Source organism: Mycobacterium sp. 852014-50255_SCH5639931 (assembly GCF_001665605.1).
In the GTDB taxonomy this organism is placed as follows: Bacteria; Actinomycetota; Actinomycetes; order Mycobacteriales; family Mycobacteriaceae; genus Mycobacterium; species Mycobacterium paraffinicum.
This window is the reverse complement of record NZ_LZSV01000002.1, coordinates 173,681-188,197: the sequence shown is the minus strand read 5'-3', so window position 1 is coordinate 188,197 and position 14,517 is coordinate 173,681. Positions and strand designations below refer to the sequence as shown.

The window sequence follows — 14,517 nt, the reverse complement described above, 5'->3', positions numbered from 1 at the left end:
CGGTGTTGACCCTCAAGGCCGCGGGGCTGCTCGACGTCGACGCCGGCGAGATCGTGTCCCCCGGCATTGTGCAGATCGAGGGCGACCGGATCGTCGGCGTCGGGGGCTCAGGTCCCCAGGGCCCAGAAGACTCGGTCATCGACCTCGGCGACCAGATCCTGCTGCCCGGGCTGATGGACATGGAGGTCAACCTGCTGATGGGCGGGCGCGGGGAGAAACCCGGCCTGTCCCAGGTTCAGGACGATCCGCCGACGCGGGTGCTGCGCGCGGTCGGCAATGCGCGGCGCACGTTGCGCGCCGGATTCACCACCGTGCGCAACCTCGGCCTGTTCGTCAAGACCGGCGGCTACCTGTTGGACGTCGCGCTGGGCAAGGCCATTGACGCCGGCTGGATCGACGGCCCGCGCGTGGTGCCGGCCGGGCATGCCATCACGCCGACCGGCGGCCACCTGGACCCGACGATGTTCGCGGCGTTCGCGCCCCACGCCCTGGAGTTGACCGTCGAAGAAGGGATCGCCAACGGCATCGACGAGATCCGCAAGGCGGTGCGTTACCAGATCAAACACGGCGCCGAGCTGATCAAGGTCTGCTGTTCAGGCGGGGTGATGTCACTGACCGGTCCGCCTGGCGCGCAACACTATTCGGATGAGGAGCTGTGCGCGATCGTCGATGAGGCCCACCGGCGTGGGCTGCGCGTCGCGGCGCACACGCACGGCGCCGAAGCGGTCAAGCATGCCGTTGCGGCCGGCATCGACTGCATCGAGCATGGCTTTCTGATCGACGACGAAGCGATCGCGTCGCTGGTCGAGCATGGCACCTTCCTGGTGAGCACCCGGCGCCTGGCCGATGGCGATGCGATGGACGTCTCGCACGCTCCGCCAGAGCTGCAGGCCAAGGCGGCCGAAATGTTCCCGAAGGCCAGGACCTCGATCCTGGCCGCCTACCAGGCCGGCGTGAAGATCGCGGTCGGCACCGACGCACCCGCGATCCCGCACGGACGCAACGCCGACGAGCTGGTCACCCTCGTCAATTGGGGCCTGCCGCCGTTGGCGGTTTTGCGGGCGGCGACGGTGACCGCGGCCGAGCTGATCAACACGACGGACCGCGGGCGGCTCGCGGCGGGACAGCTCGCCGACATCATCGCGGTGCCGGGAAACCCCTTGGAAGACATAACCGTTACCCAGCAGGTGAGCTTTGTCATGAAAGGCGGCAAGGTCTATGTCGACAAATCAGCCAACCCGAACTGACGACCTGGTCGAGATCCAGCAGCTGCTCGCCCGCTACGCGGTGACCATCACCCAGGAAGACATCGACGGGCTGATCGGTGTCTTCACCCCGGACGGGACCTACAGCGCGTTCGGCGACACCTACCGGCTGGACAGATTTCCCGAACTGGTGGCCGCGGCGCCAAAAGGCCTGTTCCTCACCGGAACTGCGCTGATCGAAAACATCGACGGCGACGCCGCGAGTGGCACCCAGCCGTTGTGCTTCATCGACCACGCCACCCACGACATGCGGATCGGTTACTACCGCGACACCTACGCCCGCACGCCCGACGGGTGGCGGCTGAAGACCCGTGCCATGACATTCATTCGCCGCAGCGGCGTGCACGACTCCGGGCGCCCGCACGCCGTCGGCCGTCCCACGCCGTGAATGTCGAGGAGTTCCGGGCCGGTCTGCGCTCGTGGCTCGACGACAATGACTTGACCCCGGGGCCCGACCACTCGCTGCAGGGCCACATGCGACAGTTCGCCCGCGTCAGCCGCGCGCTCTACGACGCCGATTGGATGCGCTACGGCTGGCCCACCGAGGTCGGCGGATTGGGTGGTCCCGCGGTGCTGCGCGCGATCGTCGGTGAGGAAGTGGTCGGTCGCCGTCTGGCGGAACCCGGACCCTATTCGATGCTCGAGGTGCTCGCTCCGACGATGATCGATTACGCCCCGGCAGGGCTTGCCGCCGAAATGGTGCCGCGACTGCTCAGCGGCGAAGAGCATTGGTGTCAAGGCTTTTCCGAGCCGGGGTCAGGCAGCGACCTGGCCTCGTTGACGACCCGCGCAACGCAGCAAGGTGATGACTGGATCGTCAACGGGCAGAAGGTCTGGACCAGCTTCGCGCAGTTCTCGACGCGTTGCGTCCTGCTCACCCGCACCGCGCCCGGGCACGACGGAATCACCGCCTTCCTCGTCGACCTCGACACCCCGGGCATCACCATCCGGCCGCTCCGGACAATGCATGGCGTCGACGAATTCTGCGAGGTCTATTACGACGACGTGGTGATCCCGGGCAGCCGGATGCTCGGCCGGCCGGGAGACGGCTGGCGGCTCGCCATGGACCTGCTCCCCTATGAGCGGTCCACCTGCTTCTGGCAGCGGATCGCGTTCCTGTACTCCCGCTTCGATGACCTCATCGCGCAGGCGTCCAGTGTCGGTGACCCGGACGAATCCTCCCTCGGGGCAGCGTATCTGGCGCTACACACGCTGCGCTGCCGGTCCCGGGACACCCAGCACCGGCTGCGCGACGGAGCCCGACTGGGACCCGACACGTCGATCGACAAGGTGCTGCTCGCCGGCGCAGAGCAGCGACTCTACGACACCGTCCGCGACCTGCTGCCCGGGGCCCTGGAGCTGGACGACACGCCGTGGCGCGCGGAATACCTGTACTCGCGCGCGGCGACCATCTACGGCGGAACCGCGGAAATCCAGCGCAACATCATCGCTCGGCGGCTACTCGACCTCGGGAAGGAGTGAACCGTGGAGCCGACGGATCCTGAGTCGCTGCGACTGCTCGAAGGTTCGCTGCGGACGACGATGACGGCCGCGTCGGGGGCTAAGCTCGACGTAGCGCTGGCCGACCTGGGCTGGCGCGACATGCTGGACGAAATGCCGGACATTGCTGTGCCTTTGATGTTCCGCCTGCTTGGCGAGACGGGCGCGCACGCGCCGGTGCTCAACGACGTGGTGTTACGCGAGAGTGGGGTCGCGCCGGGGGACACCGTGCCGCTACCGTTCGCCGGTGGCTCCTGGGTGATATGGGAGCGGGGCGAGGCGGGCGCGAAGTCGGCGGTCGACGATTCGCTGCCGATACACCTTGTGCCACAAGGGAGTTCTTTGCCGCCGGCCGCGCTGCATGCGGGGCGGCGGGCACTGGGTTGGTGGTTGGTCGGCGCCGGCCGGGCCATGCTCGCGCTGGCGCGCCAGCATGCCCTCGACCGCGTCCAGTTCGGGCGGCACATCAGCTCGTTCCAGGCGATCCGGCACCGGCTGGCCGAGACGCTCGTCGCGATCGAGGGCGCCGAGGCGACGCTGCACGTCGCCGCACAATCAAACGATCACGACGGCCTGGCCGCCCTGCTGGCGAAGGCCGCCGCCGGCCAGGCCGCGCTCACCGCCGCCCGCCACTGCCAGCAGGTGCTCGGCGGGATCGGCTTCACCGCCGAGCACCCGCTGCATCACCACGTCAAACGGTCGCTAATCCTGGACGGACTGCTGGGCAACGCACGGGAGCTCACCCGGGAGGCCGGAAAAGCATTGGTGGATAGGCGGTTCGCGCCGCGGCTTGCCGAGCTCTAGCCGGCCCACACTCCCGCCGCCACGCTCGCCGCCGGAGGACCGGAAAACCTGCGCGTAGACTCCGTCTGGCCACCAGGAGGACGCGACGCGATGAGTCAACCCGAGCAACCACGAAACGAGATGGGCGTCGCTGCGCTGCTCGTGGGCCTGGTCGCGCTCCTGACCTGCTGGATGCTGATCGGGGTGCCCTTCGGCATTGCGGCGGTGATCACGGGCGATATCGCGCGCAGACGCGTGCAGCGAGGCGAAGCGAACAATCCGCGAATCGCGCTGGCGGGCATGGCGTTAGGGGCCGTATCGATCGCGGCCGGGCTCGTCGTGATCGGGTACTACGCTTGGCTGGACGCCCGCTAGTTCCGGGGCAACGCCAGCACGCGTTCGGCGATGATGTTCCGCTGAATTTCCGACGTGCCGCCCGCAATCGTCGCGGCGAAGCTGCGCGCGTATCGGTCGAACCAGCTGCGGTAATGGCTGTCGAGGTTCAGCGGGGCGAACGGAGCGGTCACCGCGCGGTACACCAGCCCGTCCGCGCGCGCGGCGTCCAGCGCGTCCTCGGACGCCCGTTGCAGGGCTTCGGATCCCAGCAGCTTGAGCACCGATTGGGCCGGTACGTCCTCGTCACCGCGAGCGGCCCGCGATAACGCCGCGGACCCCAGGAGCCGCAGCGCGTGGGCGTCCATCACCAGGGTGGCGTAGCGATCTCGCTCCAGGGCGCTCGAGGGGCGGAAATCGATGCTCAATTCGTGCAACAGGTCGACGTATCCCATCCAGAGCATCACGCGTTCGTGTCCCAGCGAGCCGGTGGCCACCCGCCACCCTCCGTTGAGTTCGCCCACCAGATTCTCGGTCGGCACCCGCGCGTCGGTAAAAAACACCTCGTTGAAGTCGACTTCGTCGCTGTCGCACATCGACGCGAACGGGCGTCGCACTACACCCGGTGTATCGGTCGGGATCAGCAACACGCTAATGCCCTTGTGCTTCGGCGCCTTTGGATCGGTGCGCACGAAGGTCAGCAGCACGTCGGCATCGTGGGCGCCCGACGTCCACACCTTCTGCCCGTTGACGACGAAGTGATCACCGTCAAGCACCGCACGTGTTTTCAGCGATGCGAGGTCGGAGCCGGCCCCGGGTTCACTCATTCCCAGCGCCGCGGTGATCTCGGCCCGCAGAATCGGCACCGCCCATTTCCGCTTTTGTTCGGGTGTGCCGAAGGTCAGCAACGAGGCCGCAATGATGCCCACGCCTTGCGGATTGAAACTTTGATAGATGCGCCGCCGCCCCAGTTCCTCCAAGTAGACGTATTGCTGCAACAGCGTGGCGTTTCGTCCGCCGAACTCGGGCGGGTTGCCGGGAAGCAACCATCCGCTGTCGAACAACAGCCGTTGCCAGCGACGGGCCCATTCCGGCACGTGCGAGCTGGAGCGCGGTCGCTCGAACGCTTCGGCCTCGGTGGGTAGGTGCGCGGCCAGGAATGCGATGAATTCGGAACGGAACGCCTCGACGTCGGCGTCAAAGGTGAGCTGCACGCGACTCCCCGGAACGGTCGTGAGCACTGCCGGGTGTCGGTAGATCACGATTTCCGCCGACCGCGCGGTTCGCTCTTGTGATTACGCTTCCATACACACGTCTAAGAGAATAGTATTCTCATGGCGAGGAAGTTACAATCTCCGACACATGATCCGTGAGGGGGTCGAGCGCAGCGATGTCACGGCGTTCTCCGGTACAGTCCAATCATGTTCTCCCCTCGCGGCAATCAGCTGAGCCGGCCGTGACCAGCCCGAGCGAAGAGCCCGCCTGGAAGCAGCGCGCCGTCGAGAGGTCGATCAAGACGGCGAAATTGCGAGCTGCGCAACGCGTTCAGCGCTTCCTCGACGCGGCGCAGGCCATCATCATCGAGAAGGGCTCCACGGACTTTACCGTGCAAGAGGTCGTCGACCGCTCCCGCCAGTCGCTACGCAGCTTCTACCTGCAGTTCGACGGCAAGCATGAGCTGCTGTTGGCGCTGTTCGAAGACGCCCTGAGCCGGTCCGCCGACCAGATTCGCGCCGCCACGGAAAGCCAGGCCGATCCGCTGGAGCGCCTGAAGGTGGCCGTACAACTGCTGTATGAGGCCTCCCGTCCGGATCCGACCGCTCAGCGGCCGCTGTTCACCGACTTTGCGCCACGGTTGCTCGTTACCCATCCCGCCGAGGTCAAGGTGGCGCATGCCCCCCTGTTGGCTTTGCTCACCGAATTGATGGAAGCGGCGTATGACGCCGGTGAATTGCGCGCGGGCGTCAATGCGAAGCGGATGGCCGCGATGACCATGCAGACAGTGATGTTCATCGCGCAATCCAGCGGCGGCTCCGATGACGCGACCATGCATCCCATTACCAGCGAAGAGGTATGGGATTTCTGCTCACGCGGCTTCGTCGGCTAGCGCGAACCCCCGCCGGGCCGTCCCCGCTGCTGGACCTGATCAAATACCGCACGTCATTTGCTGCCGAGAATCAGATTCTCTAATATCTAGAATCACAAATAGCCAAAACGGATTCGTCGTTGACACTCAAGAGCGCGTGGTGACAGAGTGCAAAGGCGGCGAGGTGCACACGCCGGGGGCACGCGGCAACGGCTGTTCACGCTGAGGCATGCGATCACTAGTCAGGAGTTGAGGTAGCCATGACCGGACGTGTTGAGGGCAAAGTCGCTTTCGTCACCGGAGCAGCGCGCGGTCAGGGCCGCAGCCACGCAGTGCGGTTGGCACAAGAGGGCGCCGACATCATCGCCATCGACATCTGCAAGCCCATCCGCGAGGGCGTGACGGACACCGCGATCCCGGCTTCGACGCCCGAGGATCTCGCCGAGACGGCCGACCTGGTCAAGGGACACAACCGCAGGATCGTCACCGCCGAAGTCGACGTGCGCGACTACGGGGCGCTGAAAGCCGCCGTGGACAGCGGCGTCGAACAACTCGGCCGGCTCGACATCATCGTGGCCAACGCCGGGATCGGCAACGGCGGCGACACGCTGGACAAAACCAGCGAAGAAGACTGGACCGAGATGATCGACATCAACCTCGCCGGGGTGTGGAAAACCGTGAAAGCCGGTGTACCGCATCTGTTATCGGGCGGCAGGGGCGGTTCGATCATCCTGACCAGCTCGGTCGGCGGCCTGAAGGCCTACCCCCACACCGGTCACTATGTCGCCGCCAAGCACGGTGTCGTCGGGTTGATGCGCGCCTTCGGGGTTGAGCTGGGACAGCACATGATTCGGGTCAACTCGGTACACCCGACCCATGTCAAGACACCGATGCTGCACAACGAGGGCACCTTCAAGATGTTCCGCCCGGACCTGGAGAATCCCGGTCCCGACGACATGGCGCCGATCTGCCAGCTGTTTCACACCCTGCCGATTCCATGGGTGGAGCCGATCGACGTCAGCAACGCGGTGCTGTTCTTCGCCTCCGACGAATCCCGCTACATCACCGGCGTGACCCTGCCCATCGATGCGGGTAGCTGCCTTAAGTAGCATCCGGTCTGTGAACGGAATTGCCGGATTTGAAGGTCGCGGAGCGGTCGTCACAGGCGGTGCGAGTGGCATCGGCTTGGCCACAGCCACCGAATTCGCCCGCCGGGGGGCCCGCGTGGTGCTGTCCGATGTCGATCAGCCCGGCCTGGAGGAGGCGGTAAACCACCTGCGCGCAGGGGGATTCGATGCGCATGGGGTGGTGTGTGACGTCCGGCATCTCAGCGAAATGGTTCACCTCGCGGAGAAATCTTTTCGCCTGCTCGGCCGCGTCGACGTGGTCTTCAGTAATGCCGGCATCGTGGTCGCGGGTCCGATCGCGCAGATGACCCACGACGACTGGCGCTGGGTCATCGATATCGACCTGTGGGGCAACATCCACGCCGTCGAGGCCTTCCTGCCGCGGCTGCTCGAACAGGGCACGGGCGGACACCTCGCGTTCACCGCGTCCTTCGCCGGCCTGGTTTCCAACGCCGGCCTCGGGGCGTACGGCGTCGCCAAGTACGGCGTGGTCGGCCTGGCCGAGACGCTGGCCCGCGAGCTCAAGGACGACGGCATCGGTGTTTCGGTGCTGTGCCCGATGGTGGTGGAGACCAAGCTGGTCTCCAACTCGGAACGGATCCGGGGCGCGGACTACGGGCTGTCGTCCTCGCCGGAGGCGGCGGACGGGACGCTACCGACGCAGGACAAGGGCGTCGGTGTAAGAGATGTCGCCCGGTTGACGGCGGATGCGATCCTGGCCAACCGTCTGTATGTGCTGCCGCACGAAGCCGCCCGCGCGTCGATCCGTCGTAGGTTCGATCGCATCGACCGCACCTTCTCAGATCAGGCCGCCGAAGGGTGGAGCCACTAGCCGGACGGGCCGAGCCGGTACTCGCCCGTGTTCGGGTCGTGATACCAACCGCTCGCCGCGTGGGTGCCGCCGTCGACGTGCAGAGTCTGCCCGGTCAGGTATGCCGACATGTCGGATGCGAGAAAGACCGCGACGCTGGCGATTTCGTCGACATGGCCCGGGCGTCCCAGCGGCACCACGTGGCCGATTCGGGTCAGCGCCGCCTCGCCGCCGAGCTGCGCCAGCCCCTCGGTGAGCGTGATGTCGGGCGCGATCGCGTTGACCCGGATGCCCTGCGGCGCCAGTTCCAGCGCCGCGGTCTGGGTGTAATTGATGACGCCCGCCTTGGCCGCCGCGTATGCGGCGTAGCCCGGTGCGGCGCGCACCCCCTCGATCGATGTCACCGAGACGATGCTGCCGCCGATGCCGGCTGCCACCAGCTGCCTCGCGATGCGCTGCGTGCACAGCAGCACGTGACGCAGGTTGGCCCGGTAAAGGGCATCCCAACCGTTCTCACTGGTCTCCAGCAGCGGTGACGAAAACACCCCTCCGGCGTTGTTGACCAGGATCGTCGGAGTGCCAAGTTCGGCGTTCGTGCGCTGCAGCGCGTCGTCCACCTGGCCGCTGTCCCGGACATCGGTCACGATGCCCAGGGCGCCAATGGATTCCGCGGCCTGAGCACAGGTTTGCGGGTCGCGCTCCCAGATCGCCACTGTCGCGCCGAAGGCGGCGAGACCGGCCGCGACGCCGCGACCGATGCCCGCTCCCCCGCCGGTGACCACCGCCACGCGGCCGGTAAGCATGATGTCCGAGGGATCGATCGCCATCGTCGGTCACATCGCCGGTGCGCAACCGATAACGCCGTCCGCTTCCAGGTCGGCGATTTCCGAGCCGTCCAACCCCAGCTCGGCCAGCAATTCATGGTTGTGCTGCCCCAACAGCGGCGCGTGCTGGGTGTGGAACTTCGACGGCCCTGCGGACAGCCTCATCGGCACGGTGCTGAGCCTAGCCGGGCCGTTGACCGGGTGGTCGACTTCCTCGAAGAAGCCGCGAAACGCCAGCTGATCCAGTTCTGTTTGGCGGTGCGGCTGCATGACCTTGGCCACCGGAACGCCGGCATTCCAAAGAGTCGCGACGATCTCGTCGCGGCTGCGTCGCGCACACCACGCGTCCAACCGTTCGTCGATGGCATCCTCATGCTCTTTCCGGCCCTGTGCGCTGGCCAGCTTGGGATCCCTTGCCCATGGGGGCGACCCGATCGCGACGCACAACTCCTTCCACTGCTCGTCGGTGCTCACCGCGATCGCGACCCAGCTGTCGGGCCGGCCGAACTCGTCGATGTCGTTGCTGCGGTAAAGGTTTTGCGGAAACGCCGTCGGTCCCCGGTTGCCCGCGCGCTCCAGCAACGCCCCGTACGCAGAATATTCGATGACCTGCTCGGCGGCGATGCTGAGCGCGGCATCCACCATCGCCGCTTCGACGAACACACCTTCGCCGCTGCGGCGCCGGTGCTCCAGCGCCAGCAGCAACGCATTCACGGCATGCATGCCCGCGTTCGGGTCACCGATCGAGTATGGGTCATACGGTGTGCGGTCGGCGTATCCGGTCAGCCACGTCAATCCGGACGCGGCCTCGATGACATACGCGAATGCCGGGTTGTCGCGCCATGGGCCTTCCAGTCCGAAGCCGGGCATCCGCACCATCACGACATCGGGCTTAATCGATTGGACCGCAGTGAAATCAAGGCCCATCTGATCGAGCACGCGGGGCGTGAAGTTCTCCACAACCGCGTCGCAGGTCGCGATGAGCCGGCGCAGGAGATCACGGCCGCGCGGGCTTTGCAGATCCAGCGTGAGGCCCTTCTTGTTGGTGTTCAGCGCCGCGAAGATCGGCGACTTCTCCCACCACTGGTTCTCGCTGACGGGCACCCCCGCGATCAGCCGGGTCCCGTCCGGACGGCGGGTCGATTCCACATGGATGACTTCCGCACCAAGCATCGCCAGAAAGTGGGTGCAACAGGGGCCGGCCCAGAACGTCGTCATGTCCAGCACGCGAATCCCACTCAGGGGCAGCCGATTCCCGTCCCGGGTGGGCACGGGCCGGGGTATCAATTTTGCGGTCCGGTATTGCGCCGTGTGCTCGCCCAGCCGCGGTGCGGGTTGCGGCCGGCGAAGCCGCGCGGGCGTCATCCGGTAGGGATGGCCCGGTTGTTGGAACCGGCCGCCCGGGTTCTCGACAAACGAACCGCGCTCGCGGAACTGGTCGAGCGATGCGACGTTGGCACCGTCGGCAACCGGGGCGTTGGGGATTCGGAAGGCGGTTGCGAGTTCGCGTATCTCGTTGACCGTGTTGCTTTCGAACCACGCGTAGATTTCGTCGGCATTGAGGTTGGCCCGCTCGGTGATCGTCAGCGATGAGTCCTCGTCGATCCATTCGGGGTGGCCGACCATCGCGCACAAGTCGAACCACTGCTGCGCGGTCCCGCATCCGACGTCGACCAGTCCGTCCTTGGCACGCGCCACACCCGGTACGGTGACGCGGCGCGCGTCCCGCCAGGGCCGCCCGAGCATCTCGAAATAGGTGACGGGATAGTAGGTGAGGGAAAGGATCTGCGTTTCCAGCATGGACAGGTCGAGAAGTTCGCCCGGGCCATCGCCGCTCCGGCCGTGGCGCGAAGCCAGCATGGCCGCGCTCGCGTAGGCCCCGGCCAGATACTCGCCGACTTGTCCTCCCACGAACACCGGTGCGCGGTCCGCCTCGCCACGTCCGAGGCCGACGATCCCGCCAGACCATGCCTGCAACGTGAATTCGGTGGCTGCCCTATCGTGCCAGGGCCCCTCCAATCCGAACGGCGTGATCGACATGACGGTGAGGTGCGGATGGCGGCGGTGCATGACCGCGGGCGCGAACTCGGGGCGCTCCGCGACTTTCGAGCCGGCGGACCACACCACCGCATCCGCGGCCGCAAGTATCCTGTCGACCAGCTCGACGTCGACGTCGAGCCGTGGATCCACAACGACGCTGCGCTTCGACCCGGCCAGAAAGCTGAACAACGCCCCGTCGCCGCCGGGCGGGATGGCGGCGCCAGAGGCGGACCAGGAACGCAGCGGATCGCCTTCGGGCGGCTCGACTTTGACGACGTCCGCCCCACCGTCGCCGAGCAACTTAGTGCAGTAGGCGCCTGCGATTCCGGTGGATAGCTCGACCACGGTATAGCCGGCTAGCGGTGGCTCGATGGCGGACTCCGCCACTACCGCTTCCGCTTTCGATTCGGCTCCTTCTTGGCCCCCCCGCTCTTGCGTCCTTTCTTGCTCAGGCGCCATTCCTGGGGGAACTTGTCATCGTTGTCCTTCACCGCTCCGCCCAGTCCCCGATCGGTGGCATCACCGAGCATGAAGTCGTCGCCGTCGGGTCGGACCGCCCCGCCCATCGACTCGAAGAATCCGCTGAGCATGCTGCCCATGTACTCGCCCTGAAACTGTTTCATGATCTCGAAGAAGACCTTCTGCATGAAGACCGTGTCGGTGGGGCGATTGCGCGCGCAGGCCAGCGCGTACTTCTGCACCTCCGCTTCCAGCTCTGCTCTGGGGACCATGCTGTTGAGGAAGTTGCAGTCGTACATCTCCGCGGCGGTGAAAGCCCTTCCGGTGAACACCATTTCCTGGAATTTCCGGATCCCCATCGTCTGCGCCCACCACCACATTCGCGGCCCCCAGCCGTAATACCGGAAGGAGGGATGCCCAAAGAGCGCATCGTCGCTGGAGATCACCAGGTCCGCGTCGGCCGCTTGGTAGAAATGCCAGCCGTAGCAGTAGCCCTTGGCCTCGAGGATGCTGATCTTCTTGAAGTCCTGCAGGCCCCTTATCCCCGAGTTCGGGTTGGCGTACCACTGGCCCAGGATGGCACCCCGCCGAAACGAACCCTCGGGCGGAAAGCTGATTTCGTCGTCGCTGATCCGGTACTCGGCGAGCCGGTGCTTCTGGTCCGCGGAGTTCTGCGCCGCCATTTCCTCGACCAGATCCGCACCCGAGCCGAGATCGTCGCCGGCCCCACGGACCACCAACACCTTGACCTCGTCGTCGATGGAGGCGCGGTGTAGCAGGTCGGCGTAGCGCAGCCTGGCGGCGATCGTGGGCGCATTGAGTTGGCCCGGTCGATCGAACGTGATGGTGGCGATGCGGGTCTCAGCGTCCTTGTGGTACCTGACGATCTCCTCCGCCGGAGGTTTAGGCTTGCCGGCCATGGCTATCCGCGCCAAGCAGGACTGTCGGTCAGCACCTCGGAGCCTTCGGCGGTGATCAATACGGCTTCCCGGCCGAAGACCGCACCGATTCCCTGTTCCCAGACGTAGCCCGTCACGGCCAGCACCATGCCCGGATCCAACCGTTCCGCGGTCGCGGTCGCCGGCAGGTGGGTGGAGATCACGGGCGGGTCAAAACCCATGCCCAGCCCGCGGGCCACCGGCATCGGCGGTGGCGCCTCCCCGGCAGCCTGGTAGGCACCCAGCAATTCGCTCGCGGGGGCGCCCGGACGGCATGCGGCCAGCAGCCGGCCCCACAGGCTGTCCCAGCGTCGATACAGGGTGGCCGCGCCGCGTACGGCGCCCACCGGCCACGTGCGCCCAACCTCGCCGATGTACCCACCGGCCAGCACACCGGCCGAAAACGCCACCAGGTCGCCGTCTTTGACCCGGCCGTCACCGGTTGCCCGCCGCCACGGATGATCGGGTGACGTCACCCACGCGACATCCTGGTTCGACGGGGTACTCACCCCGCCGGCCGCGACCGCCTCCAGCAGGACACCGGCCAGCGCCTGCTCCGTTACCCCGGGCCGTAGTTCGGACACGGCGGCGGCCAAACCCGATTCGGCGACCGCGATGGCCTCCCGCAACGCAACCACTTCTTCGGCCGTCTTGATGCGCCGGGCGGCCCGCATCGCCAGTTCGCCGTCCACGAGCTCCGCATTGGGAAACGCCGTCGGCAGCAGTTGCGCGAAAACCGGTGATATCGCATCGGTTCCAACACGCCGGGCGGTGGCTGCGCCGTCGATGCGCTGCAGCGCCGACATGGTGTTCATCGGGTTCCACGAGATGCCGTACAGGTTCTCATGTGGAATGTCGTCGGGGATGCCCTCGTCCCAGGTGCTGAGGAGATGGATCGCCCCCGTCGCACGCACCAGCACACACGCCGGGCCGAACGGCCGGGTCCCGGCGACCCACAACTGTGGTGCGCCGGTGACGTAGCGGACGTTGGCCTGGCGGCCGAGGACCAGGACGTCGAGGTCGTGCGCCGCCATCTCATCCAGCACACGCCGGCGGCGGCCCGAGCGCAGCGCGCGATCGTCAGGGCGAACTTCAACTGACATGGGAGCCATAGGGGTCATAGGGGTAGTCGGTCAATCGGATCCAGCCCTCCTCGGTGATTACCAGGACCTCTTCGCTGCGGTAACCGCCGGTGCCGTCTTCCCACACCACGGGCTCCAAGACCAGCACCATGCCGGGTTGCAGGACGAAATTCTCGTCGAATTCCTGGCCGAGATCGGTTCCGATCATCGGCATTTCGGCCGCGTTCACACCGATGCCGTGGCCCAGGTAGAAGTGCGGGAGCCACGGCTTGCTACCGCCGTTGGCGTTGATGGCGGCCCGGCCCAGATCCGCCGCCGTGGCGCCGGCCTTGGCGACACCCAGCACGGCGGACATGATCGCGAACCATTTGTCGAACTGCGCCTGCTGGCGCGGCGACGGGTCCCGGCCGACGATCCACGTGCGTCCGAAGTCCGAGCAGTAACCGTGGTAGGTGATGCTGACATCGGTCCACAGCACGTCGCCTTCGGCTAGTTCGCGCTCGGTGCTCAGCAGGGGCAGCGCCAGGTCGCCGTGTGTGGTCCATACGCCGGCGGCCTTGCTCGGCGGCATCACCTGCCAGATCGGTTCCAGCATGCTGGCCGTGGCACCCAACTCGAAGGCGCGCCGCAAAAAGCTTGCGGACAGGTCGATCTGGCGGACACCCGGGGCGAGGCGCTTCTGGACCTCGACCATCGCCTCGTCGGTGATCCGGATGGCGGTGCGCATGCAGGACAGTTCGTCCGGTGTCTTCACCGCCTTCGCGGCGCTGACGATGGCCGCGGCATCGATGGGCGCACCACCGCGGAACAACGACTTCGCGGCGCGCGACATGGCGCCGGTGCACTCATCGACCGCGATCACCGCCTGCGCCGGAATCAAGTCGGCCAGCAGGCGCGCGAAATCCTGCACACCCTCGTCGAATTCGAGATAAAGCGGCCCGTGCAGATGGTCGGCGGGCAGATCCGACTCCGACGCCGCACCCTCGCGGAAGGGCAGGAACAAATGCGGCCACTCATCCCCGGCGAGCACCACGGCCACCGGCCGCTCCACGTAGGACAGGCCTGCATCACCCAGCGGCCAGCTGGTTCCGGTGGCATAGACCACCGCGCTGTTGCCCAGCAGGATCAGTGCATCGACGCCGCGTTCGGCCATCGCCGAGCGCAGCCGAGTCCCGGTCTCGCGGCGCATGCGGCCCAGGTCGGGCGTCTCGGGGATCAGCAGGCTACTGGTGCGCGCGCCCGCGTGCGCGAACGTCGTCATCGGCCCCG

14 protein-coding genes are annotated in these 14,517 nt (G+C 66.7%); 8 read left to right on the top strand and 6 right to left on the bottom strand.

Annotated features, from left to right (window positions below):
• Positions 1–2: 2 nt before the first annotated feature.
• The 5 genes from A5758_RS01370 (at position 3) to A5758_RS01350 (ending at position 3,923) form a co-directional block, all read left to right on the top strand.
• A complete protein-coding gene (locus A5758_RS01370; RefSeq protein WP_067735413.1) occupies positions 3–1,247 on the top strand; it encodes an amidohydrolase family protein in 1,245 nt (414 codons plus the stop codon).
• Entirely contained in the window at positions 1,219–1,653 is a 435-nt protein-coding gene (locus A5758_RS01365; protein WP_067735409.1) for a nuclear transport factor 2 family protein, read from the top strand. The genes A5758_RS01370 and A5758_RS01365 overlap by 29 nt, the downstream gene beginning before the upstream one ends.
• Positions 1,650–2,747: an acyl-CoA dehydrogenase family protein gene (locus tag A5758_RS01360; protein ID WP_067735406.1), complete on the top strand. Its 1,098-nt coding sequence runs from the start codon at positions 1,650–1,652 to the stop codon at positions 2,745–2,747. The genes A5758_RS01365 and A5758_RS01360 overlap by 4 nt, the downstream gene beginning before the upstream one ends.
• Before the next feature lie 60 nt (positions 2,748–2,807).
• Positions 2,808–3,569: an acyl-CoA dehydrogenase family protein gene (locus tag A5758_RS01355; RefSeq protein WP_082939546.1), complete on the top strand. Its 762-nt coding sequence runs from the start codon at positions 2,808–2,810 to the stop codon at positions 3,567–3,569.
• 90 nt (positions 3,570–3,659) lie between these two features.
• The gene (locus tag A5758_RS01350; protein WP_067735401.1) at positions 3,660–3,923 is read left to right on the top strand and encodes a DUF4190 domain-containing protein; all 264 of its coding nucleotides are present in this window, start codon (positions 3,660–3,662) and stop codon (positions 3,921–3,923) included.
• Here A5758_RS01350 and A5758_RS01345 read toward each other — a convergent pair.
• Entirely contained in the window at positions 3,920–5,095 is a 1,176-nt protein-coding gene (locus A5758_RS01345) for an acyl-CoA dehydrogenase family protein (protein WP_067735398.1), read from the bottom strand. The two genes, A5758_RS01350 and A5758_RS01345, sit on opposite strands and share 4 nt — an antisense overlap.
• Positions 5,096–5,337: 242 nt before the next feature.
• Here A5758_RS01345 and A5758_RS01340 point away from each other — a divergent pair, with 242 nt between their 5' ends.
• The 3 genes from A5758_RS01340 to A5758_RS01330 all read left to right on the top strand — a co-directional run bounded on the left by A5758_RS01340 (position 5,338) and on the right by A5758_RS01330 (position 7,926).
• Entirely contained in the window at positions 5,338–5,988 is a 651-nt protein-coding gene (locus A5758_RS01340) for a TetR/AcrR family transcriptional regulator (protein ID WP_067735395.1), read from the top strand.
• A gap of 239 nt (positions 5,989–6,227) precedes the next feature.
• Complete coding sequence (locus A5758_RS01335; RefSeq protein WP_067735392.1) at positions 6,228–7,076, top strand: mycofactocin-coupled SDR family oxidoreductase; 849 nt, start codon at positions 6,228–6,230, stop codon at positions 7,074–7,076.
• A 19-nt stretch (positions 7,077–7,095) separates the two neighbouring features.
• Positions 7,096–7,926 carry an SDR family NAD(P)-dependent oxidoreductase gene (locus A5758_RS01330; protein WP_156622469.1) on the top strand — a complete coding sequence of 277 codons (831 nt, stop codon included), beginning with the start codon at positions 7,096–7,098 and terminating at the stop codon, positions 7,924–7,926.
• Here A5758_RS01330 and A5758_RS01325 read toward each other — a convergent pair.
• From A5758_RS01325 to A5758_RS01305, 5 genes are read right to left on the bottom strand one after another with little or no spacing between them, the layout of a single operon-like run.
• Positions 7,923–8,732, bottom strand: a complete 810-nt coding sequence (locus A5758_RS01325) for an SDR family NAD(P)-dependent oxidoreductase (protein ID WP_067735386.1) — start codon at positions 8,730–8,732, stop codon at positions 7,923–7,925. The two genes, A5758_RS01330 and A5758_RS01325, sit on opposite strands and share 4 nt — an antisense overlap.
• A 6-nt stretch (positions 8,733–8,738) precedes the next feature.
• Positions 8,739–11,156 (bottom strand): CaiB/BaiF CoA-transferase family protein, encoded by a 2,418-nt coding sequence (locus tag A5758_RS01320; protein ID WP_231987195.1) that lies wholly within the window; start codon positions 11,154–11,156, stop codon positions 8,739–8,741.
• Positions 11,156–12,148 carry an enoyl-CoA hydratase/isomerase family protein gene (locus A5758_RS01315; RefSeq protein WP_067735383.1) on the bottom strand — a complete coding sequence of 331 codons (993 nt, stop codon included), beginning with the start codon at positions 12,146–12,148 and terminating at the stop codon, positions 11,156–11,158. The genes A5758_RS01320 and A5758_RS01315 overlap by 1 nt, the downstream gene beginning before the upstream one ends.
• Before the next feature lie 2 nt (positions 12,149–12,150).
• A complete protein-coding gene (locus A5758_RS01310; protein ID WP_067735380.1) occupies positions 12,151–13,269 on the bottom strand; it encodes a Xaa-Pro peptidase family protein in 1,119 nt (372 codons plus the stop codon).
• Positions 13,259–14,509 (bottom strand): Xaa-Pro peptidase family protein, encoded by a 1,251-nt coding sequence (locus A5758_RS01305; protein ID WP_067735377.1) that lies wholly within the window; start codon positions 14,507–14,509, stop codon positions 13,259–13,261. Before A5758_RS01305 ends, A5758_RS01310 begins: the two co-directional genes overlap by 11 nt.
• Between the last annotated feature and the right edge of the window lie 8 nt (positions 14,510–14,517).

Coding starts and splice junctions, on each gene's coding strand:
- A5758_RS01365 (WP_067735409.1), top strand. CDS start 1,219: ATGTCGACAAATCAGCCAACCCGAACTGACGACCTGGTCGAGATCCAG.
- A5758_RS01355 (WP_082939546.1), top strand. CDS start 2,808: ATGACGGCCGCGTCGGGGGCTAAGCTCGACGTAGCGCTGGCCGACCTG.
- A5758_RS01350 (WP_067735401.1), top strand. CDS start 3,660: ATGAGTCAACCCGAGCAACCACGAAACGAGATGGGCGTCGCTGCGCTG.
- A5758_RS01335 (WP_067735392.1), top strand. CDS start 6,228: ATGACCGGACGTGTTGAGGGCAAAGTCGCTTTCGTCACCGGAGCAGCG.
- A5758_RS01325 (WP_067735386.1), bottom strand. CDS start 8,732: ATGGCGATCGATCCCTCGGACATCATGCTTACCGGCCGCGTGGCGGTG.
- A5758_RS01315 (WP_067735383.1), bottom strand. CDS start 12,148: ATGGCCGGCAAGCCTAAACCTCCGGCGGAGGAGATCGTCAGGTACCAC.
- A5758_RS01310 (WP_067735380.1), bottom strand. CDS start 13,269: ATGTCAGTTGAAGTTCGCCCTGACGATCGCGCGCTGCGCTCGGGCCGC.
- A5758_RS01305 (WP_067735377.1), bottom strand. CDS start 14,509: ATGACGACGTTCGCGCACGCGGGCGCGCGCACCAGTAGCCTGCTGATC.